The sequence below is a fragment of the Candidatus Margulisiibacteriota bacterium genome (assembly GCA_041658645.1).
GTDB lineage: Bacteria > Margulisbacteria > WOR-1 > O2-12-FULL-45-9 > XYB2-FULL-48-7 > JBAZZV01.
This window is the reverse complement of the sequence record JBAZZV010000004.1, coordinates 170,255-190,855: the sequence shown is the minus strand read 5'-3', so window position 1 is coordinate 190,855 and position 20,601 is coordinate 170,255. Positions and strand designations below refer to the sequence as shown.

Below are 20,601 nucleotides of genomic sequence, written 5' to 3'. Positions count from 1 at the left end.
TTCTAGCTGGCAGCCAGGCTAAAGCCCAGCATGAATTCCCGGCGCATCGAACGATAAGTTACTTCAAGATTATAACAATGCAGTCGGAAGAATAAAGTATAGTCTATATCCTCGGGCGACCAGTTGTCAAGAAAATAGGAAGCTTTGACCCGGCAGGCCGTCTCGCCAATGCGGAAGCGGAGGTCCGGCAGGAGCCGGTCGGCCGCCCGGAAACGGTACATTTCAAAAAGGAACGGGCTTTGCCCGTCAAAGAAAAAGTAGTGCTGATATCCGAGGTGCGCATTAACATCATTGCCAAGATCGCCGCCGAGGTCGACCAGAGCCGAGGGCTTGACCCATTTTGCTCCGTTGGAATAGTAAAGCGAATCCCAGCGCAAGGCCGGGGTGACGATAGAGCCAGGGAGGTCGGCATAGACCTTGAATTGTCCGCCGCCGCGCAGATAGCGGCCGGTCCCCTCTTCTTTGACCAGACCGCTCTGCAGTTCCAGGTCGTATTTGGCCAGAGGCGTGAAGAACTGTCCCCCCTGGGAGCGCAGATGAATATCGGGCGTTAAACTGACCCGCTGGTAATTGATCCGTTCCTTATAAGAAATGGTCGCGGCGAGCTCATACTGCTTCAGCCGCGGCGCCAATACGAAATCAAACAGCGGCTTTTCGGTCGATGTGCTCTCGCCTCCGAAAGAATAAAGATTCGTCACCCCGCCAAAGAGGCCGTTGACGCCATTCCAGTCGAGCCGGATATCACCTACATTACGCTCGTTCAAAGAGTAATTAGCCGTGGCGCCGAGTAGTAACCCTTTATTGGCCGCATAGCCGAGCGAGTAAGTGCCGGAGAATTCCCGCCGCTGGTGCCAGGCGAGCCGCTCATTGATATAGGTGCCGTCATCATCATTGAAGCCGACCTCGGGGAATGGCGGCAGGTTCTTCTGCGCTCGCTCCGACGCGCGGAAGTCGTAGATGTAGGTCGGCATCGGGACGACCGGCAGGCCGTTCAACCAGAAATAACCCCAGTAAGCGACTAACCAGCCGTATTCGGGGTAAAGGGTCAGGTTGGCCGCGGTGACCCGGTAATGCGGGTGCTCCAATTCGCAGGTCGTGAACCCGGCCGACTTTAGCTCTAACCTTTCCCGGCTGATACCGATCCAGCCGCCGTCGACCTCCATCCCACCGTAATGGAAACTGACCCCGGTCGCCGTCCCCTTTTGCGAATTGATATCGTAGGCGAGCGAGGCTCCTTCGAAGGTCAGGCCGGAGTAATTAAGTTGAAAACCGTCCTCCGCCTGGAGAGTTTCGGCGGAAGTGTTATAGATGAGATGGGCGCTGGTCAGGTGGAAATCTTTATATTTGACCTCGACCGAACCGCTCGCTTCGAGCCGTTGTTTATCTTTTTCCAGGGAGACGCGGTCGGCGTCGATCGTCAGGTCTTTGAGTTTAGCTTCGGCGGCACAACCGAGGAGGGCCAGGCCGAGCAGGAGGCTAAGTAACGGCCTCATACCGCGATTCTTTACTGCTGAACTTGGCGATCTCCTTGCGGAAGACGAGCTCGATGGTGCCGACGGGGCCGTTGCGCTGCTTGGCAATGATGATCTCGGCCACGTTACCGCGGTCGGTCTGCGGGTTGTAGTAATCCTCGCGGTGGATGAACATGACCAGGTCGGCGGTCTGCTCGATCTCGCCCGAGTCGCGCAGGTCGGACAGCCGCGGGATCCTGTCCGGCCGCTGTTCCACGGCGCGGGAAAGCTGTGACAGGGCGACGACCGGGACATCGAGCTCGCGGGCGAGCGTTTTCAACGAGCGGGCGATATCGGAGATCTCCTGGACCCGGTTCTCGATCTTGCCCCGGCCGCGCATCAGCTGGAGATAATCGACGATGACCAGACCGAGGCCGACCTCAAGCTTGAGCCGGCGCGCTTTGGCCCGGATCTCAATGGCCGAGAGCGACGGCGTGTCGTCGATAAAGATCGGCGCCTCGGAAAGTTTCCCCAGTGCCCGGGTCAGCTTCTTCCAGCCGGTATCGGTCAGGCTGGCGGTCTTGAGCCGCTGGGCGTCGACTTCCGCTTCGGAACAGAGCATCCTCTGGGCGAGCTGTTCCTTGCTCATTTCCAGCGAGAAGATCGCCACCGGGATCTTATGGCGGATCGAGACCTCCTGGGCGATATTGAGCGCAAAGGCTGTTTTACCGACCGAGGGACGGGCGGCGATGATGATCAGGTCGGAGTTCTGGAAGCCGGCCGTCATCTGGTCGAGGTCGGGGAAACCGGTCGTCGTGCCGGTGATCGCCTCTTTCTTGCCGTAGAGCGAATCGATCTTGTCGAGGACCCGCTTGATGACGCTTTCGATCTTGTGGAACCCTTCCCGTTCCCGCTTCATGGCGATATCAAAAATAGATCTTTCCGCGTCGTCGAGTACCCGGTCAACGTTGTCCGGATCGGCAAAAGCCTCGCCGACGATCCGGGTACCCGCTTCGATCAGCCGCCGCAGGACCGCCTTCTCTTCGACGATCTTGGCGTAATACTCCACATTGGCGGCGGTCGGGACGGAATTAAGGAGATCGGCCACGTAGACCGAGCCGCCGACCGCGTCCAGTTTGCCCGATTTGCGGAGCGTTTCCGTGACCGTGACCAGGTCGATCGGTTCTCCCCGGTCGAACAGCTCCAGCGCCGCTTCAAAGATAAAACGGTGGGCATCGCGGTAGAAGCTGTCCGGGCGCAGAATATCGATGGCGCGGACGACCGCGTTCTTATCGAGCAGCAAAGAGCCGATGACCGACTGCTCGGCCGCCAGGTTCTGTGGGGGGATCTTTTCATCAGCCATGTCTTAAATACCTTTAACTTTTAGCGAGATGAAACTCCGCCGATAAGGGGATCGCCCTTTTTTCCTTTTTATCTCTAAACCACTTCTCAAAGTTCAAAATAGTAAAACCAATGATCTTTTTAGTTTTAACGTCCTTTCTGATAAAAAAATCATCCGCCACTTCCGTGGAGATCGCCTTCCTGGGCTTGCCGACAGCTATGTCGAGCAAATCATCGTCTTTGTCGTAATGGAACGTTATTTCTTTTGCCATATAGTCTCACCCACCTTTATTTTGTCTGTAATAAAAAACGTCAGTATCTCTTTTCTCTTATTGCTGGAAACCACTAACAAATACTTGCCTCCGAATATATTGTCATAGTATTTGTAATACAAATGCACATCTTTGTCTTTTTTACTTAACTTAACCAAATCGGGCGAATTCAGGACTTCGGGAATCTTCTTGAGATATGGGCCGACTTCGGGATGTCTTTGCTTAATATGGGTCAGTTTTTCCTGGTTCAAAGAGACTTCTTCCCCAAAAACCGTGATTATCTTTCTACGCATATTGACAATTAATTATCCCACAATTTTAGAGGGGTAGCAAGGAAACTTAAGCCTACATGATAGCGGCTAAGTTACGGGGAAATTCTCTCATTGGCCATAGTTTGTTAATTCAAGCGCGTTTTTGGGGCCTGGGTATTTGCTCAATAGAAAACCAACGATAAAATTGCTAAAGTTTCTTTATTATTAACGAGGCGGTTTGGGTTGACGATTTGCGCTACAAAGCATAATTATCTACTATGTTTGTAATAATGCACTAGATTATTTTGTTTTATTATGATGTATTGTGTTTTCCTTGCGTTCAATGGCGGTTGGGTAAAGTTCAATAATTGCTTCGTCCCATTTAAGACCCATCCAAACAATAATAATACAAAATAATAAATACCAAAATTCCGTTGATAAGAATTGATGGTTTATGGAAAAGGCTAGAATTACAGCTGTTGTAAAATATAACAACATTATGGAGCCACCTAAAATCATATAGATTGGCATGAGAATAAAGAAGAATGTTGTAATTTTCAAAATACATTTATCTACCAATTTAATTAATATATACATTGTTGATGTTGATTTTCTCCCTTTACTTTTTTCATTTATTTATAACAAATATGCTACCATCTTAATAAAGCTCGTTTTTTATCAGCTAATTATTTCTGCCCAAACCCGGGATACTTCAGTTGGTGACAAATTGTCACCAACTCACTCTGATCTGGAAATCCTCAAAGATAGCTAAAGTGTTTTTCATTTAACCCCCAAGCTCTTTTTCAGGTACTTGCCGGTATAGCTGCCGGGAGTTTTCGCTACTTCCTCCGGTGTTCCTTGCGCGACGATCCGCCCTCCCTCTTCCCCGCCTTCCGGCCCGAGATCGATGATATGGTCGGCAGTTTTAATGACATCCAAATTATGTTCGATGACTATGACACTGTTGCCGGTCACGACCAGGCGATGTAAAACTTCGAGTAGCTTCTTGATGTCGTCAAAATGGAGCCCGGTCGTCGGCTCATCCAGTAAATAAAGGGTCCGGCCGGTCGAACGGGTGGCGAGCTCGGTCGCCAGCTTGACCCGCTGGGCCTCGCCGCCGGAGAGGGTCGTGGCCGACTGGCCCAACTTGATATAGCTCAAGCCGACATCGACCAGGCTTTGCAGTTTGCGGGCGATCTGCGGGATGTTCTCAAAAATCCGCAGTGCTTCTTCGACGGTGCTGTCGAGAACATCAAAAATGCTTTTTCCCTTGTAATGGACCTCCATTGTCTCCCGGTTATAACGTTTCCCCTTACAAACATCGCACGGGACGTAAACATCGGGGAGAAAGTGCATTTCGATCTTGACCAGGCCATCGCCCGCGCACGCTTCGCAGCGCCCCCCTTTGACGTTGAAGGAGAAGCGGCCGAGCTTGTAGCCCCGCAGGCGCGCCTCCTGGGTCAGGGCGAACAGGTTGCGGATATGGTCGAAAACGCCGGTGTAAGTCGCCGGGTTGGAGCGCGGGGTCCGGCCGATCGGCGTCTGGTCGATAATTATCACTTTGTCGATCTCTTCGAGGCCGGTGATCTCGCGGTGCTCCCCGGCTTTGTCGATCGTCCGGAAATACTTCTTGGCCAGCGCTTTATAGAGGATGTCATTGACCAGCGAGCTCTTGCCGGAGCCGGAGACCCCCGTCACGCAGGTCAGGAGACCGAGCGGGAAAGCGACATCGATGTTTTTCAGATTATTGTGTTTGGCTCCCTTGACCGTCACGAACTTGCCGTTACCAGGTTTCCTTTCGCACGGGATCTCTATCCGTGACTTTCCGGACAGATAGTGACCGGTGATCGATCGCTCCTCTTTAATAATATCGGTCACTCCCCCGGTGGCGATTATCTCGCCGCCGTGGACCCCCGCTCCCGGGCCAATGTCGACCAGGAAGTCGGCTTCGCGCATCGTCTCTTCATCGTGTTCGACGACGATGATCGTGTTGCCGAGGTCGCGCAGGCGAAAGAGGGTCTCGATCAGGCGGCGGTTGTCCCGCTGGTGGAGCCCGATCGACGGTTCGTCGAGAATATAAAGGACCCCGACCAGTCCGGAGCCGACCTGGGTCGCCAGGCGGGTCCGTTGCGCCTCCCCGCCGGAGAGGCTGGCCGATTCACGGGACAAGGTGACGTAATCGAGGCCGACATCGACCAGGAACTTGAGGCGCGACTTCAGCTCTTTGACGATCTGCTTGGCAATGATCCCTTCCCGTTCGGTCAGGGTCAGGCTATCGATGAAAGCCATGATCCGCTTGATCGGCCGGCCGGAGACCTCGGCGATCGATTGGCCGCCGATCTTGACCGCCAAACTTTCCGGCCGGAGCCGCTGGCCGCCGCAATCGGAACATTTAACGGCGCTCATGTAACGGTAGAGGGCGAAGCGGACATTCTCCGATTTGGTCTCCAGATAGCGGCGGCGAAGATTGTTGACTATTCCGTCATACTCCCCCTCATGCTCCCAGTAGCTCCGCTCCATGGCGTATTTGAACTTGATCGGCTTCTTGCTTCCGTTAAAAATGATATTCTGCTGTTCCTTGGTCAGCTTCTTCCAGGGGGTGTTCAGGTCAAAGTTGTAGGCCTGGCCAACCGCTTCCAGTTTCTGCAAATAATATGAAGCGGCCTCACCCCAGGGGGCGAGCGCCCCTTCCGCCAAAGTCAGGTTCCTGTCGGGGACGATCAGGTCGGGATCGAATTCCAGCTTGTTGCCGAGACCGCTGCATTTGGGGCAGGCGCCGTAAGGGCTGTTGAAAGAGAAGATGCGGGGCGTGATCTCGTCGAGCGAGGTACCGCAATGCGGACAGGCGAACTTTTCGGAATAGAGCTCGTCTTTTCTCTTCTTCCCTTCCCCATGGCTGACGATCATCAAGCCGTTACCGTATTTCAAAGCGGTCTCGACCGATTCGTTGAGCCTTTTCCGGTTCTGGACGGTCGCGGCCAGCCGGTCGACGACGATCTCGATGTCGTGTTTTAGTTTCTTGTTCAGCGCGGGGACCTCGCCGATCTCCCGGATCTTCCCGTCGACCCGGACGCGAATAAAACCATCCTTGGCAATATCGGCGAAGAGCTCCTTGTACTCCCCTTTCCGGCCGCGGATAGACGGGGCCAGGACGACGATCGGTTTGCCGGTCAGATCGTGCAGAATAATATCGACGATCTGTTGCGGCGTCTGGCGCTCGATCTTGCGGCCGCATTTGGGGCAATGCGGGATGCCGATGTTGGCGAACAACAAACGCATATAATCATAAATTTCGGTAACCGTGCCGACGGTCGAGCGCGGGTTGCGCGGCGGCGACTTCTGGTCGATCGAGATCGCCGGCGAAAGACCGTCGATCGAGTCGACATCCGGCTTTTGCATCTGCTCGAGGAATTGGCGGGCATAGGCCGAGAGCGACTCGACATAGCGGCGCTGTCCCTCGGCGTAGATGGTGTCGAAAGCAAGTGACGATTTCCCCGAACCGGAGAGGCCGGTGAAAACAACGAACTTATTGCGCGGGATCTCAAGGTTAATGTCCTTGAGATTATGTTCCCGGGCACCTTTGATGACTATTTTGTCCATTATTTCCTTATCAGCATTGCAATGTGCATTTCGGTTCTAAACCCGTCGAATTCGACGGGTTTAAATGACGAATTGTTGATTTTTTCCCACAATCCTAGTATGAATTGGGACCATTTTCGTGACATCACGAAAATGGTCACTTACTCCTTGCCCGCTGTTCTTACAGGATTCTTTTGCTCGTGAAACCGCTTCTTCAAAGTTTTCCCAGCGTCCATATCCAAGAGGCGCCATGAGCTCACGAGCGCTCCAGTATTCTTTCCCATATTCATTAGTCTTTTTGATCTGTTCAAATATATTTTCAGTCATTGTTTACCACTTCCGTTCATATGCTCCCGCGCGCCTTTAATTACTATCTTTTCCGTTTCCATTATTTACTAATTTTATCATAATTGCCTGAAACTATCGAATATAAGCATCGATAATGAAATGGAGAGATTTTAAGATGATTTTACCTAAACTTGGCCGAAGAATATTTCATGCCGGACTGTTAATGACTGCGCTGACGGCACTGTCGTCAACGACAGGTTGCGGCAGTAAACCAAGAGTCCGGATCGCTTTATCCGAATCCCCTTCTATGTCATATGATGAATCTATCGTTTGCGGCCCGCGTCCACCCATGATCAAAAGGGACGCATCGGTCATTCCGGACATGTCCAAGCTTCCCGCCGAATACCCGAAAGATAAAATGGGGGAAATAAGCAGGCTGGTCGCCGAGCTAAACCAGCTGATCCCTGACCATCCCGTGAAGACCATTTATCCGGTTTCAACCTGTCAAGGCGGAGAAAGTTTTGGGGAAGCAATCACCATCTCTGATTCTGTTTTTCTGGAAACGGCCGCGCATGAAGTTGGCCACTCAGTTTATCATGATTTTGGGCCGCGCGACCAGGGAATCGGAAGTATTTGGTTGAAACTTAACAATATTTCGCTAGGCCACAAGAATTATGAACTCGTACGGGACCAAAATTATATCGACCCGGCAATAATAAGGGAACGGAACAGGGTCTGCGGCAACGATCATAATCTCGGTCATCCCTGGGACAATTCAAGCGAATTGTTCGCCAGCTCATTTATGATCTACAGAATACATCCTGATGAATTTATCGCAAAAATACAGGACCCAGCAACGAGCAGAGAAAACAAGGAATTTGGCAAGTTGGTTTATGTTTTCTTCAGGGATTGGGTGTTTCATGGAAGAACGTTCTCAAAGACCGATCCTTTTAAAAATGAAGCTCTTTGTCAAACGCTTAAAGGCAACCGTCTGGAAACAATGCGAAAAGCCGCAGAAGCTTCTTTACCTTCTGATTATTCGTCAAACAAAAATCCTTGGCTCAGGCACACACTTTATTGGAGGATATTGCAAACAACGGAAGACTATCGGGTCTTTGTAAACACATTGATCCAGGGCCTTTCAGATGAAAATGCACGTAACCGTCATGAGGCTTATCAGGATATAAACGCGAATCAATATGACGCCAAAAGGTTTCCTAAGTCCCATTGGAACAGATTTCACAACTCCCCGTTGGAAATGCATCGGATATGGACTGAAGCAAAATTCGGAGATCTTCTTCTCAAGGCATTAGAGAATGAAGTATCTATCGATAATACGGAAAATTGCTATAGGATCATCGACAATCTCGAATATGAAGGGAATAAGAACATGATACCTCAACTAGAAAAATACAAAGATCACCCGTTTATTGGTAAATACGTGAAACAATTAATAGATAAATTATCTAACTAGTTCTATTCAGGCTCAGATCATCTTGTTAAAAAAACAGCTCCGGTTGCCGGTATGGCAGGCGATATCGCCAATTGAACGGAATTCCGCTTGAATTCCGCTTGAATTAAACAAATTCTTCATGCTAAACTTACTTCTAGATGTTAAACCAAAATGAGATCGATAAAATAGTTGGGGTCATTAAAGATAAGGCCAAACCAAATAAAATTTATTTATTCGGCAGTTATGCTTACGGCAAAGCCACGGAAAAAAGCGATCTGGACCTGCTGGTGGTTGACGATTCAAACCGGGATAAAAACCGGCTGGCGCTGGAGATCAGCAAGTCCCTCTTTCCGAGAAATTTTGGACTTGATTTAATTGTCGCTTCTTCCGAAGAAATTCAGAAAAAACAGAAAAGACAGCTTGGTTTTTGGATAGAAATCATGGCAAAAGGCAAAAAGGTATATGAGCGAAGCTGATTTCAAAGAATGGATTTTACTGGCTAACCATGACGCCGATACGGCTGATTTGCTTATAAAGCAGAGAGGACATGCCGATGTTATAATTTATCACATTCATCAAGCCGTTGAAAAGCTGCTCAAAGCTCTGCTTATTAAAGCCGGCGGAACTTTTGAAAAAACTCACTTCTTGGATAAATTGCTGGCTAAAACCATTGAATTTTATCCTGAATTATCGAAGCACGAAGAAAGCATTCTGGCTATTAATCTTTATCTGCCAAAATTGCGCTATCCCTATGGAGATGTAATTGAATTCAAAGAAGCGGAAGATACTTACAAAAAGTTTACAGACATCAAACAAGCCGTATTAAAACTGCTAGGCAAATAATATTTATCCTCTCGATTCCTTATAAGATCTTGTTAAAGAAACAGCTCCGGTTGCCGGTATGGCAGGCGATGTCGCCGACCTGTTCGATCTTAGCCAGGATCGCATCCGCGTCGCAGTCGTAATATAGTTCCTTCACTTTCTGGATGTGGCCGGAAGTATCCCCCTTATGCCAGAGGACTTTTCTTGACCGCGACCAGTAGACCATCTCTTTCGTCGCCAGCGTCTTCTGGAGCGACTCCTTGTTCATGTAAGCGAGCATCAACACCGCCCCGTCCTTGTAGTCTTGGGCAATGACCGGGACCAAACCTTCCGCATTAAACTTGATGACATTTATATCCATTTTCCTGCCTCCTAAATACCCCTATCCCCCATCCCCTTCCCCCTTATTAAGGGGGAAGGGGAGCGAGGGGTTAGGGGTTAACTTCTACTTCGCTTTTTTTCCGCACGCTGAAACTGACATTGACCGCGCCGTTGCCTAGCAGTTTCTCCAATTGTTCCACCAGTTCGGGGTTGATGTCAACCCAATGGCTCTTCCCCAGCTCGACGCTCCGCCCGTCCATCCGGATATAGACCGGGTCGCCGCCATGGTAGAGGGTCAGGAGGTCCTTCAGGCGGGTCAAGATCTGTTGGTCCTTCACATCGACCAGCTCGACCTGGAGCGACCTAGTCTTCGCCATTTCCACCAGCGGCGTGATCGTGTCGGCCATAACGTTCAGCTCTTCGGTCCGGGTATCGCGGTTCAATTTCCCTTTGACGATGAGTACTTCATCGTTATTGAGGAGCGGCGCGCATTTCTCGTACGAGCGCGGGAAGACGATGACTGGAATGGAGCCGGTCAGGTCCTCGATGTTAGCGATCAGCATCGTGTCCCCTTTTTTCGTCTGCAGGCGGCGGCAATCGGTCAAGAGGCCGCCGACCGTCACCGGCTCCCCTTCGCTCATGTCAGCAATGTCGGAGACATGGATCGTCGTCTGCGCCTCCAGCGAGTCGATCAGCCGGGCCAGCGGATGGGAGGAAATATAGACACCGAGCAATTCTTTTTCCATTTTCAGGAGCTGGTCGGTCGAGAACTCGGCAACTTCCGCGGCATTCTCTTCCGGGGTTGAGGGACTATGTGACTGAGGGGCCAGGGCAAATAACGCCTCCTGGCCGTTGGCCCGTTCTTTGACTTCAGCGTTGACCCGGCTGATCACTTTTTCATATCTGGACAATAGTTGCGCCCTACCCTGGCCGAAGGAGTCAAACGCTCCGGCCTTGATCAAGCTCTCGATCACTTTCTTATTAACGGCGTGCGAGTCGATCCGGCGATAAAAATCGTCGAACGACTTAAATTTACCTTCTTTCTGCCGCGCCTCGAGGAGAGAATCGATCGCGGAGGTCCCGACATTCTTGATGGCGGTCAACCCGAAGCGGATCCCTTGCGGCGAAACGGTAAAGTTCCGGTCACTCTCACTGACATCGGGCGGGAGGATCTTCAACCCCATCCGCTGGGCTTCGGCCAGGTAGAGGCGGACCTTATCGGTATTCCCCATGACCGAAGTGAGCAAGGCGGCCATGAACTCGCCCGGATGGTTCGCCTTGAGATAGGCGGTCTGGTAAGAGATCAAGGCGTAGCTGGTCGAGTGTGATTTATTGAAGCCGTAACCGGCGAACTTGGCGCAAAGGTTAAAGAGCTCGGTCGCCTTATGCCGGGAGACGCCGCGCTTGACCGCTCCCTCGATAAAAAACTCCTTCTGATGCTCCATCTCCTTGACCTTTTTCTTACCCATGGCTCCGCGCAAAACATCGGCCTGGCCGAGGGTGAAACCGGCGACCTTGCTGGCGATCTGCATGACCTGCTCCTGGTAGAGGATGACGCCGTAGGTCTCGCTCAAGATCGGCTGCAGCTCCGGCAGTTCGTACCTGATCGGGATCTTTTTATGCTTGCGCTTGACGTAATCTTCGACCATGCCGCTCTCCAGCGGTCCCGGCCGGTAAAGGGCGAGCAAGGCGATGATCTCCTCAAAATACGACGGCCGCAGGTCGCGGATCAGCGCCCGCATCCCCCGGCTCTCCAACTGGAAGATGCCGATCGTCTCACCGGCCGAGAAGAGGCGGTAAGTGTTGAGGTCGTTCATCGGCAGGGTGTTCATGTCGAGCTCGACCCCCTGGTCCTTCTTGAGGAGCTCGACGGCGTGGGCGATCATCGTCAGGTTGCGCAGGCCGAGAAAATCCATCTTAAGGAGGCCGATCTTTTCCAACTCCTCCATGGTGTACTGGATGACCAGGGTATTCTCGTCGAGTTGCTGGAGCGGCGCGTATTCCATGACCGGCTCCTTGGAGATGACGACGCCGGCGGCATGGACCGAGGCATGGCGGACCATCCCTTCGATCCGCTGGGCCGTATCGATGAGGTTTCTGATCTTCTCATCCCTGGCATAGAGCTCCTTGATATCCTTGACCCCTTCCAGGGCGGAAGTAAGGGTCACTTCCGGCCCGAAGGGGACCAGTTTGGCGAGCCGGTCAACTTCCGGAAGCGGCAGGTCCAAAACCCGGCCGACGTCGCGGATCGCCCCTCTCGCCATCATCGTCCCAAAAGTGATGATCTGCGCCACATGGTCGGCACCGTACTTTTTCGTCACGTAACTTATGACCTCGCCCCGCCGTTCGAAGCAGAAGTCGACGTCGATATCGGGCATGGAGATCCGCTCCAGGTTAAGGAAACGCTCGAAGATCAGCCCATACTTGAGCGGGTCGACGTTGGTGATCCCGAGGGCATAGGAAACGACACTCCCGGCCGCTGAACCCCTACCCGGCCCGACCTGGATCCCATTACTCTTCGCCCAGTTGATAAAATCGGCGACGATGAGAAAATAGGAGGCGTATTCCATTTTTTCGATCGTATAGAGCTCATATTTGACCCGGTCGATCACTTCCGGAGGTAAGAGGTTGCCGTAGATCCGTTTAACCCCGTCCCAAGCTAACTTTTCCAGGTACGATTCAGGGGTCTCTCCCACCGGGACATCAAAGATCGGAAGGTGGAGGACACCGGTCTCCAGCTCAAAATTGCATTTATCGGCCACGACCAGGGTGTTCTCGATCGCTTCCGGCAGGTCGGCAAAATGGTGCTTCATCTCGGCGTAAGACTTGAGGTAGAACTCCTCGCCGCCGAATTTCAGCCGCTTGGTATCGGTCAGGAGCGAGTTAGTCTGGATGCAGACGAGAATGTCCTGGATATAAGCATCTTCTTTTTTGACATAATGGACGTCGTTGGTAGCGACGAGCGGGATACCGGTCTCTTTGGCCAGCTCGATCAGCTGGGGGCGAAGATGTTTCAGCTCTTCGATCCCGATATCCATTATTTCCAAATAAAAATCGTCACCATAGATCTCTTGGTAGCGGAGAGCGGCGGCTTTTGCCTCCGCCTTATTCCCGGCCTGGAGGCGGCGGCCGATCTCCCCTTCCGAGCAGCCGGACAGGGCGACTAGCCCTCCCCGATACAGCTTTAAGAGCTCCTGGTCAACCCTGGGGCGCGAATAGAACCCTTCGATCGAAGCGAGGGAGACCAGCTTGATCAAATTTTTATAACCGGCCTGGTCTTTGCAGAGGAGGGTCAGGTGGTTCGGAGAGCGGTCTTCCTTGGTCTCTTTGTCAAACCTGGTCCGGGGAGCGACATACATCTCACAACCGATCAGCGGCTTGATCCCCGCCTCTTTCGCTTTGAGGTAAAATTCTACGGCGGCGTACATGTTGCCGTGGTCGGTGACCGCCACCGCCGGCATTTCCAGCTCCTTGGCGCGGGCGACCAGGTCGGCAATACGGCAGGCCCCATCGAGCAAGCTGTATTCGCTGTGGACGTGGAGATGAACGAAATTGCCGTGGGGCATAGATGGCCATTATAACAAAAAAGACCGCCCGGCTCAATTAACGCCGGACGGTCTCTTTCAATAGCTATTGAAAAACTGGAACTAGCCGCCGATCCTGAACATGCTCGTCCCGCAGGCCGGGCATTTTCCCTTGCTCGCCTTGCGGCCGTTCTTCATCGTAACCTGCTTGGGTGATTCCATAGTCTGCTTCTTTTTGCACTTTACGCAATAAGCTTTAACATCTGCTTTAGCATCCGCCATTCTCGCACCTCCTTCAGTCTAATGATCAATTAAGCGATTCTACGACCAGAGAGCCCTGGTGTCAAGTGGAACCTGCCAGTGGAACCTGCGACTAAACGTCGCGGTTCCACTATTTCGCGGCTAGTACAGCTTCTCCCCCGTCGGCTTGACGCGGATGCCGAACATGTAGTTGCGGTTCCCGTCGTTGAGCAGATCGTCACCCTGGACCAGAACATCCATGAAGTCCTGCATCTCGTGTTCGTACCCTACCCGCAGCTTCGGATTGTTCGGCCGGGGGTTATTGATGTCATAAATATCGGCCAGGATATTCCCCTTCGAGTTCGGATACATTATCACTCCGCCGCCGAGCTGGCTGTTGATGACGCCGAGGCGGAAACCGAGGTTATCGGTCGTCTTGTTGGTCAGGAGGAAGTCAAGCAGCGCCGGCGACCGGCTCGGCCCTTCGCCGAAGCCGACGCGGTAATAGGTCTTGTTGCTCTGGATGACGTCCACATCGCCGCGAACGGCGTTCGCCTTGGAGCCGACGTCGACCCCGCCCGAGGCGCGCATGTTGACCCGCCCAACGTTCTCGAAGAATTGGTTGGCCGAAGAGAGGGTCCGTTCGGTCTCCTTGATCGTCCCTTTGACGTTCGCCTGGAACTTGGGATCGCCGACAATGTCCCTGATCCCCTGATTGGTCTCGCGCAGCTCGGCGGTTAATTTCTCCAGGCCGGTCGCCGTCTTATCGGCCGTAAATACGGCGTTCATAAAGGCTTGCTGTAGAGCCGGATTCTCGATTATTTTTCGGACATTTTCCAGGATCAGCCTGGTCTGGACCAGGTTCTGGGCGCCGATATCGATAAAGTCGACAATGGCGGCCGTCCGCTCGCCCCGGAGCGCCAGGGCCGGTGCATACATCGTTTCCGAGGTCCCCGGCTTGATCTCCAGATATTTCAGGCCAACTATCCCGTCATAGGCGACGCGCAGGAGGGAATCGCTCGGGATCTTGATCCGCGGCTCGACCACGGAATAAATTCTGATATCATAAGGGCCGGGATCGATCTCGGTCACCTTGCCGATCTTCAGCCCGCGAAAGCGAACCTCCGAGCCGATCGTCAAACCCTCAACACTGTTGAATATTCCGGTCAGCTTGTAACCTTCCCTCATCTTGAATATTTCGGTCTTCCAGACGATGACCATCGCCAGGAGGGTCAGCGCGGCGATCGTCACGATCCCGACCTTAGCCGATGTGGACAGGCCCATATTACAAACCTCCCGAAATAAATTTAGCCACGACCGGATCCTTAGAGTTCCTGGCCTGCTCCGGCGTCCCGATGTCGAGCAGCTCGCCATTGTTGAGCATGTAGACCTTATGCGCCACCCGATAAACGGTCTGCAGCACATGGGTGACTAAAATCGACGTCACCTTCAACTCCTGGCTCAATTTTACCATTAAATTCTCGATGGTGACAGAAGTGATCGGGTCGAGGCCGGTGGTCGGCTCATCGTAGAGGATGATCTTCGGGTCGAAAGCGAGCGCCCGGGCGATGCAGACCCGGCGCTGCATCCCGCCCGAAAGTTCCGACGGCATCATGTCGCCAACCCCTTCCAGTTCGACCATTTTAAGTTTCTCCGCGACGATCTTCCTGATTTCCGTTACGCTCTTTTTCGTATGCTCGTGCAGGGCGAAAGCGACGTTCTCAAAGACGTTCATGGAATCAAAAAGGGCCGAGGTCTGGAAGATCATCCCGGTCTTCTTGCGCAATTCGATCAGCCCCTCACCTCCGAGCCGGCCGACCTCCTGGCCATCAACCAGGACCGAGCCGGAGGTCGGCTCGGTCAGGCGAATGATCAGCCTCAAGAGAGTGCTTTTACCGCAACCGGACGGCCCGATGATCGCCACGGAAGAGCCGTCCTCGATAAGCAGGTCGCACTTTTCAATGACCTTTATTTTATCAAAATATTTGGTCAGCTTGTTGAATTTGATCATCTAAATAATAACATCGACAAAAAGTAATTCACGATAAAGAGGCTGATCAGCGTTATCACGACCGACGAAGTGGTCGCCTCGCCTACCCCCTTGGCTCCGCCCTTGGTATTCAGTCCCCGGTAGCAAGCAACGATCGAAATGATCATGCCAAAAACGGCTGTTTTCGCCAATCCCCCGTAAAGATCCGACAATTTGGAGAGCGAGCGGGCCGTTTCCATATATTCGACCGGGTTGATCCGGCCGACGAAGATCGAGACAAAGTAACCGCCGATAAAAGCGGTAATGATCGTCAGAATGGTCAGCAGCGGGAGCATCAGGGTGGTCGCCAGGAACCGCGGGATGATCAGGTAGCGGATCGGGCTTACCCCCAGCGCTTCCATCGCGTCGATCTGTTCCGTCACCTTCATCGTCCCGATCTCCGCGGTAATAGAAGCGGCCACGCGGGCCGCGACCACTATCCCGGTAATCGCCGGGCCAAGTTCCCGGGAGATCGCGACCCCCATCAGCCCGCCCACGAATTTCCCGGCGCCGAACTTGGAAAATTCTGCCGCTATTTGCATGGCAAAGACCATGCCGACAAAGGCCGAAGTGGTCAGCGCCAGGGGAAGAGAATCGAAACCGACCTTGACCATCTGTTCGAGCGTCAGCTTGAGGTTGACCTTGCCCCGAAAGATATCTCGAACAACTTTTCCGGCCAAACTGGAGATCTCGCCCACTATCTCCAGGATATGAAGCGTTCTATTGCCGATATTTTCAGTGACTTTTCTGTATGGCATCTTTATACAACCTCAAACATCCAACTTCAAACCTCAAAACAAATATCAATATCCAAATTCCAATAACCAATTACGCATTACACGTTACGCATTACGAGTTACGTAATACAGCAGCCGGAACGTAGTCGACAAGGTCGGAAGCGATCAAGCTGACCTCGCCTTTCTCTTTAGCCGCCAGGTCGCCCGCCAGCCCGTGCAGATAGACGCCGATCTGGGCGGCCTCATAAGCGGACGGGACTTGTCCGAGCAAACCGGCGATCAGCCCGGTTAGAACGTCACCCGAGCCGGCCGTCCCCATACCGGGATTGCCAGTGTTGTTCAAGTAAACCTTCCCCTGCGGGTTAGCCACGACCGTTTTATCTCCCTTGAGTACCACGATCGCGTTGAACTTGGCTGCTGCCAATTTAGCCGCAGCCGGGCGGTCAGCCTGGATCGAAGCAACGCTTTGTCCAAGGAGACGGGACATTTCGCCTGGGTGGGGGGTCAATATATTCTTGTCCTTGTTCTTGTCCTTGGGCAAAAGTTGGGGGTGCTTGGCAATAACGTTCAAGGCATCAGCGTCAATAACAACTAACGACTGACGACCTGCCTTGCCGGCAGGCAGGCTAACGACTAACGACAAAAGTTTTTTGGTTTGCTCCGATGTTCCCAAACCTGGACCGATAGCGACAACATCAACTTTTATTTCTGTGATCTGTTTATGCTGGATGACAATGATTTCCGGCGTGATGGTGTTGGCTAAGTTGACCAGATCGTCCGGCACGGCCCAATAGACGACTCCTGCGCCGGCCCGCAAAGCGGCGCGCGCGGCCAAAACTCCCGCGCCCAGCATCCCTTTTGAACCGGCCACGATCAGGACGCGGCCGTAATCACCCTTGTGGGTCCCCGGGTGTCTTTTAGGCAGGACTTTTTTTATTTCACTCTTCAACATATACGGTAGCGACCGCGTAATCGCGGCTGTGCGACAGGCTGACTTGAGCTTTGTCGGCCAGCATCCCTTTAAAGGAGATCAACGGTTTCCCCTGAACATTATTGACGATCTCGATGTCCTGCCAGCTGACCCCGCTGTTCCGCCGGCCAAACCCGGTGATCCCTGTCCCCAGCGCTTTGGAATAAGCTTCTTTAGCGGCAAAACGGACCGCCAGTTCCGGGATCCGGTAGGCTTTACTGCGCCAGCAATAGCTGATCTCCCGGGCGGTAAAGACCCGCGCCAGGAATTTTTCGCCGTAAGTCTCGACCGCCGACCTGATCCGGTCGATCTCGATAATATCTATGCCGATCCCTTTGATCATAATAGCTGGTACATATTATAGCATAATCAATTATAACCATTTTCCCAGTCCAAGAGATCATCGATCCTGTCCTTTATCGGCCCTAAATTGGACAGCATGACCGCCGTATTTGCTCGGCTAATCGCCTGATTGGGATAAAAGTTGATCAGCACATATTTTAACATTCCGGTTTGTTTGGCCGCTGTTATCTCCCGAACCGCCCAATGCCCGACCGGAGCATCTGGATAAGGTTTGTTTTTTACCTGAGGCAATTCCTGCCGGGTAAACCTAAGCAACATGACGACGCTTTCTGCGCGGCTGGTGGGCCGCTTCGGCCGAAAAGTCCTGTCCGGATAGCCGGTGATAATTTTCCGCTGATAACCGGCTTTTATATACGGGGCGGCCTGATCAGTTGGTTTTATATCGATAAAAGGCAGTTCCGACGACCCGGCTGCAGGTATTTTGCCGAGCGACAGCAATTTAATTAAATAGTCAGCCCGTCTGATATCTAAGCCGGGCTTAAAAGTGCCGTCAGCAAAACCGCTCATTATTCCCAGTGTTGCTACCAGCGCGATCCGCATTTTGGCCGGGTGGCCCGGCACGACATCGCTAAAGTCCTTAAGCGACAAAACCCTGATCCTTTGCCTGCCGACCAGTCTGCCTTTTGCGTTATAGCCGTTAATGGAAAAAGAATTTTTCCCCGGTTTCAGCAGCAGGCTGACTTTATATTTTTTACCCGACAAAACAATCTTGATATTATTAATTTGCACCCTGGTTACTTCCGGGTTGATAACCTGCCCCTCAAAAGTAACGATGGAATTATAGACAATAGTTTTATCCATCGGTCTGGTTGAAAAAGAAGGCTTTTTAAATTTCCGGGTCTCTTTCTTCTCGACTTCTGCCGGCGTAACTTCCTCCATTTTTGCCGCTTTAATTGCTTCGGGTCTAATTGCTGTTGGTTTAGCTTCAACCGGCCTTATTGCTTCAGCTTTAATTGTTTCCGGCCCAATTTCTACCGGCTTAATTACTTCGGGCGTTATTATTTTAGGTTTAACTTCTTCGGTCCTGACTGCCGCCGGTTTCATTGCCTCCGGCAGATAAAATTGACGGAAAGTTTCCTTTTCCCAATCCAGAATGTCGGCCAGCAGCAAAGAGAACGGAGCGATCCCGGCCAGCATTGCGGCTGCTTCCGAACGGGTCAATTTTTTATCCGGCTCAAATAAATCCCCTTTCAAATAGCCCAGCAGTCCGGCTTCGTCCGCGGACGCCACCGCCCGATAAGCCCAGCTGCGGCCGGGCACGTCGGTGAAACGCAAACTTTCTCCTTTGGCCGCTGGTAAGCCGCCGAATCTGGACAGCATGGCCACTCCCTCCGCGCGGCTGATCAAGCCATTCGGCTTGAACCTGCCATCCGGATAACCTTTGACGATACCCAGATCAACCGCCTGTGCGATAGACCGCGCCGCCCAGTGCCCGGCCGCTACATCCTTGAAAGGAAATTTAAGTTCGTTGCCGGCGGTTAAAGACCTCGTTTTGATCAACAGCAAGCACATCTCCGCACGGCTGATGTTCCCTTCCGGCTGGAAAGTCCCGTCGGGATAACCGGTGACGATGTTTTCCATCGCCAGTGCGCCGATCGGAATGCCTGACCAGTAATCCGGCGGAACATCTTTGAAATCCTTGAGCCGCAGGAGCCTGATCCTCTGGCTGTCGAAAAGCTTTTTTCTGCCGTCATACCCATCAATCCGATAAAAATTCTTACCCATAATCAGCGGGAATTCAATTTTAAACTGATCGTTTATCAGTGCCGCTTCGAGACCGTTCACCTTTACCGACTTAATTTCCCTGTTAAGCACCCGGCCTTCGATCGTGACCAGCTCCCCATACATAATGCTCTTGTCGGCAGGTGAAAGCTTAAATGAAGCCGTTTTCACGGGTGGCCCCGGCTTAGTTTTTTTTCTGGCCGCGCCGTAGGTGATGGAAAAATAATTGGTGGTGTTTTCCGACAGCTGCGAGTATTGATGATAGGCGTAATCAAAGCGAAATTCGCCAAAATAAAGACCCACTCCGGCGGTCAAATTGTTCGAAGCTTCCAACTGGCTGCCGGTGCCGGTTCCCACCGTTTCCTGGTCAATCCCAACCCTTAAATCGATGACCGGCAATGGCGACCACTCAAGGCCCGTGTGCGTCAGCGCAGGCAGAGACGGCCGGAGAGGGGAAATATCTTCATCCAGATTAAAGGACAACTCGTTGTTCCCTATTTTACGGAAGCCGTCTTCGCCCAGGAGTTTTAAGCTCAAGCCTACTTTTAAGATCGAGGGAAAGGTTTCTTCGTTGCCGTTATCGTACCTAATTTTGCCGCCCCAGGCAGCGGGCAAAGCGTTCTGGACGACCAGTCCGGTACTGACCGAAGCGCTCGGCTTAAAATTGAGGCCAAAGTCCAATTCATTGCCCTTCGCCCGGCCGCCGACTATTCCCGGGCCGGAAAGATCGACCATAAAGAATTTATAGCTGGCGCCCAGCGACAATTTTTCCAGCAGCCCCCCCAAACCGGCCGACCAGGAAAGCAAATAGACCCGGTTGTTGAAGCCATACGTCGAACCTTCGGTAGTTGAGGGAATGAGCCTGGTGCCGTCGAGGACTTCGGTCGTTGAGGTAAAACCCAGGAAGCTGATGTTGCTGCCCGCCAGACCCAAACCGATATTCCCGAACTTTGTCGGCGCAGCTGCCGCCAGGTTCATATAATCAAATTCGTTGATGAAGCGGCCGGACATGGTGGTCGCCTGAAAATTCTTGATCGAGGACAACGAAGCCGGGGTGATGAACATGCCGGACACGTCATCCGACAAACCGATAAAACTTTTCCCCATACCGAGAATGCGGGCCCCGACCCCGATGCGCGACGGGTCGGTGGCCACCCTGGTTTGGGCCGAGGCGGCGCAGCTAAACGCCGTGACAAAAATAATAAGTAATAATGCGCGTTTTAAAGGCAAGGCCATGT

Annotated in this window: 18 protein-coding genes; 3 read left to right on the top strand and 15 right to left on the bottom strand. The window is 52.5% G+C overall.

The genetic code is table 11. The annotated features are described in order from the left end of the window. Positions 1–2: 2 nt before the first annotated feature. The 6 genes from WC903_04875 to WC903_04850 form a co-directional block, all read right to left on the bottom strand. Positions 3–1,493, bottom strand: a complete 1,491-nt coding sequence (locus WC903_04875; protein ID MFA5893276.1) for a hypothetical protein — start codon at positions 1,491–1,493, stop codon at positions 3–5. Next, entirely contained in the window at positions 1,477–2,814 is a 1,338-nt protein-coding gene (dnaB, locus tag WC903_04870; protein ID MFA5893275.1) for a replicative DNA helicase, read from the bottom strand. Before dnaB ends, WC903_04875 begins: the two co-directional genes overlap by 17 nt. A gap of 13 nt (positions 2,815–2,827) precedes the next feature. Then, the gene (locus tag WC903_04865) at positions 2,828–3,064 is read right to left on the bottom strand and encodes a DUF2283 domain-containing protein (protein MFA5893274.1); all 237 of its coding nucleotides are present in this window, start codon (positions 3,062–3,064) and stop codon (positions 2,828–2,830) included. After that, positions 3,049–3,357 (bottom strand): PBECR2 nuclease fold domain-containing protein, encoded by a 309-nt coding sequence (locus tag WC903_04860; GenBank protein MFA5893273.1) that lies wholly within the window; start codon positions 3,355–3,357, stop codon positions 3,049–3,051. Before WC903_04860 ends, WC903_04865 begins: the two co-directional genes overlap by 16 nt. 738 nt (positions 3,358–4,095) lie before the next feature. Continuing rightward, positions 4,096–6,915 (bottom strand): excinuclease ABC subunit UvrA, encoded by a 2,820-nt coding sequence (gene uvrA / locus WC903_04855; GenBank protein MFA5893272.1) that lies wholly within the window; start codon positions 6,913–6,915, stop codon positions 4,096–4,098. A 60-nt stretch (positions 6,916–6,975) separates the two neighbouring features. Next, complete coding sequence (locus tag WC903_04850) at positions 6,976–7,221, bottom strand: hypothetical protein (protein MFA5893271.1); 246 nt, start codon at positions 7,219–7,221, stop codon at positions 6,976–6,978. Between the two features lie 136 nt (positions 7,222–7,357). On the opposite strand from WC903_04850, the gene WC903_04845 reads away from it, so the two are divergent. The 3 genes from WC903_04845 (at position 7,358) to WC903_04835 (ending at position 9,478) form a co-directional block, all read left to right on the top strand. Beyond that, positions 7,358–8,656, top strand: coding sequence for a hypothetical protein (locus WC903_04845; protein MFA5893270.1), 1,299 nt, complete (start codon positions 7,358–7,360; stop codon positions 8,654–8,656). Between the two features lie 137 nt (positions 8,657–8,793). Continuing rightward, positions 8,794–9,111: a nucleotidyltransferase domain-containing protein gene (locus WC903_04840; protein MFA5893269.1), complete on the top strand. Its 318-nt coding sequence runs from the start codon at positions 8,794–8,796 to the stop codon at positions 9,109–9,111. Continuing rightward, positions 9,098–9,478 carry a HEPN domain-containing protein gene (locus tag WC903_04835; protein MFA5893268.1) on the top strand — a complete coding sequence of 127 codons (381 nt, stop codon included), beginning with the start codon at positions 9,098–9,100 and terminating at the stop codon, positions 9,476–9,478. Before WC903_04840 ends, WC903_04835 begins: the two co-directional genes overlap by 14 nt. Before the next feature lie 19 nt (positions 9,479–9,497). Here WC903_04835 and hisI read toward each other — a convergent pair whose 3' ends face one another. The 9 genes from hisI to WC903_04790 form a co-directional block, all read right to left on the bottom strand. Beyond that, positions 9,498–9,818 (bottom strand): phosphoribosyl-AMP cyclohydrolase, encoded by a 321-nt coding sequence (gene hisI, locus WC903_04830; GenBank protein MFA5893267.1) that lies wholly within the window; start codon positions 9,816–9,818, stop codon positions 9,498–9,500. A gap of 70 nt (positions 9,819–9,888) precedes the next feature. Next, positions 9,889–13,344 (bottom strand): DNA polymerase III subunit alpha, encoded by a 3,456-nt coding sequence (locus WC903_04825; protein MFA5893266.1) that lies wholly within the window; start codon positions 13,342–13,344, stop codon positions 9,889–9,891. Positions 13,345–13,425: 81 nt separating this feature from the next. Continuing rightward, positions 13,426–13,584 carry a DUF5679 domain-containing protein gene (locus WC903_04820; GenBank protein ID MFA5893265.1) on the bottom strand — a complete coding sequence of 53 codons (159 nt, stop codon included), beginning with the start codon at positions 13,582–13,584 and terminating at the stop codon, positions 13,426–13,428. Positions 13,585–13,704: 120 nt separating this feature from the next. Further along, positions 13,705–14,826 carry an MlaD family protein gene (locus WC903_04815; protein ID MFA5893264.1) on the bottom strand — a complete coding sequence of 374 codons (1,122 nt, stop codon included), beginning with the start codon at positions 14,824–14,826 and terminating at the stop codon, positions 13,705–13,707. A 1-nt stretch (position 14,827) separates the two neighbouring features. After that, on the bottom strand, positions 14,828–15,553 hold the full coding sequence (locus WC903_04810) for an ATP-binding cassette domain-containing protein (GenBank protein ID MFA5893263.1): 726 nt from the start codon (positions 15,551–15,553) through the stop codon (positions 14,828–14,830). Continuing rightward, a complete protein-coding gene (locus WC903_04805; GenBank protein ID MFA5893262.1) occupies positions 15,550–16,329 on the bottom strand; it encodes an ABC transporter permease in 780 nt (259 codons plus the stop codon). Before WC903_04805 ends, WC903_04810 begins: the two co-directional genes overlap by 4 nt. A gap of 91 nt (positions 16,330–16,420) precedes the next feature. After that, a complete protein-coding gene (locus tag WC903_04800; GenBank protein ID MFA5893261.1) occupies positions 16,421–17,260 on the bottom strand; it encodes an NAD(P)H-hydrate dehydratase in 840 nt (279 codons plus the stop codon). Next, positions 17,247–17,621, bottom strand: a complete 375-nt coding sequence (acpS, locus tag WC903_04795) for a holo-ACP synthase (protein ID MFA5893260.1) — start codon at positions 17,619–17,621, stop codon at positions 17,247–17,249. The genes WC903_04800 and acpS overlap by 14 nt, the downstream gene beginning before the upstream one ends. Before the next feature lie 26 nt (positions 17,622–17,647). Continuing rightward, positions 17,648–20,599, bottom strand: coding sequence for an S-layer homology domain-containing protein (locus WC903_04790; GenBank protein ID MFA5893259.1), 2,952 nt, complete (start codon positions 20,597–20,599; stop codon positions 17,648–17,650). Between the last annotated feature and the right edge of the window lie 2 nt (positions 20,600–20,601).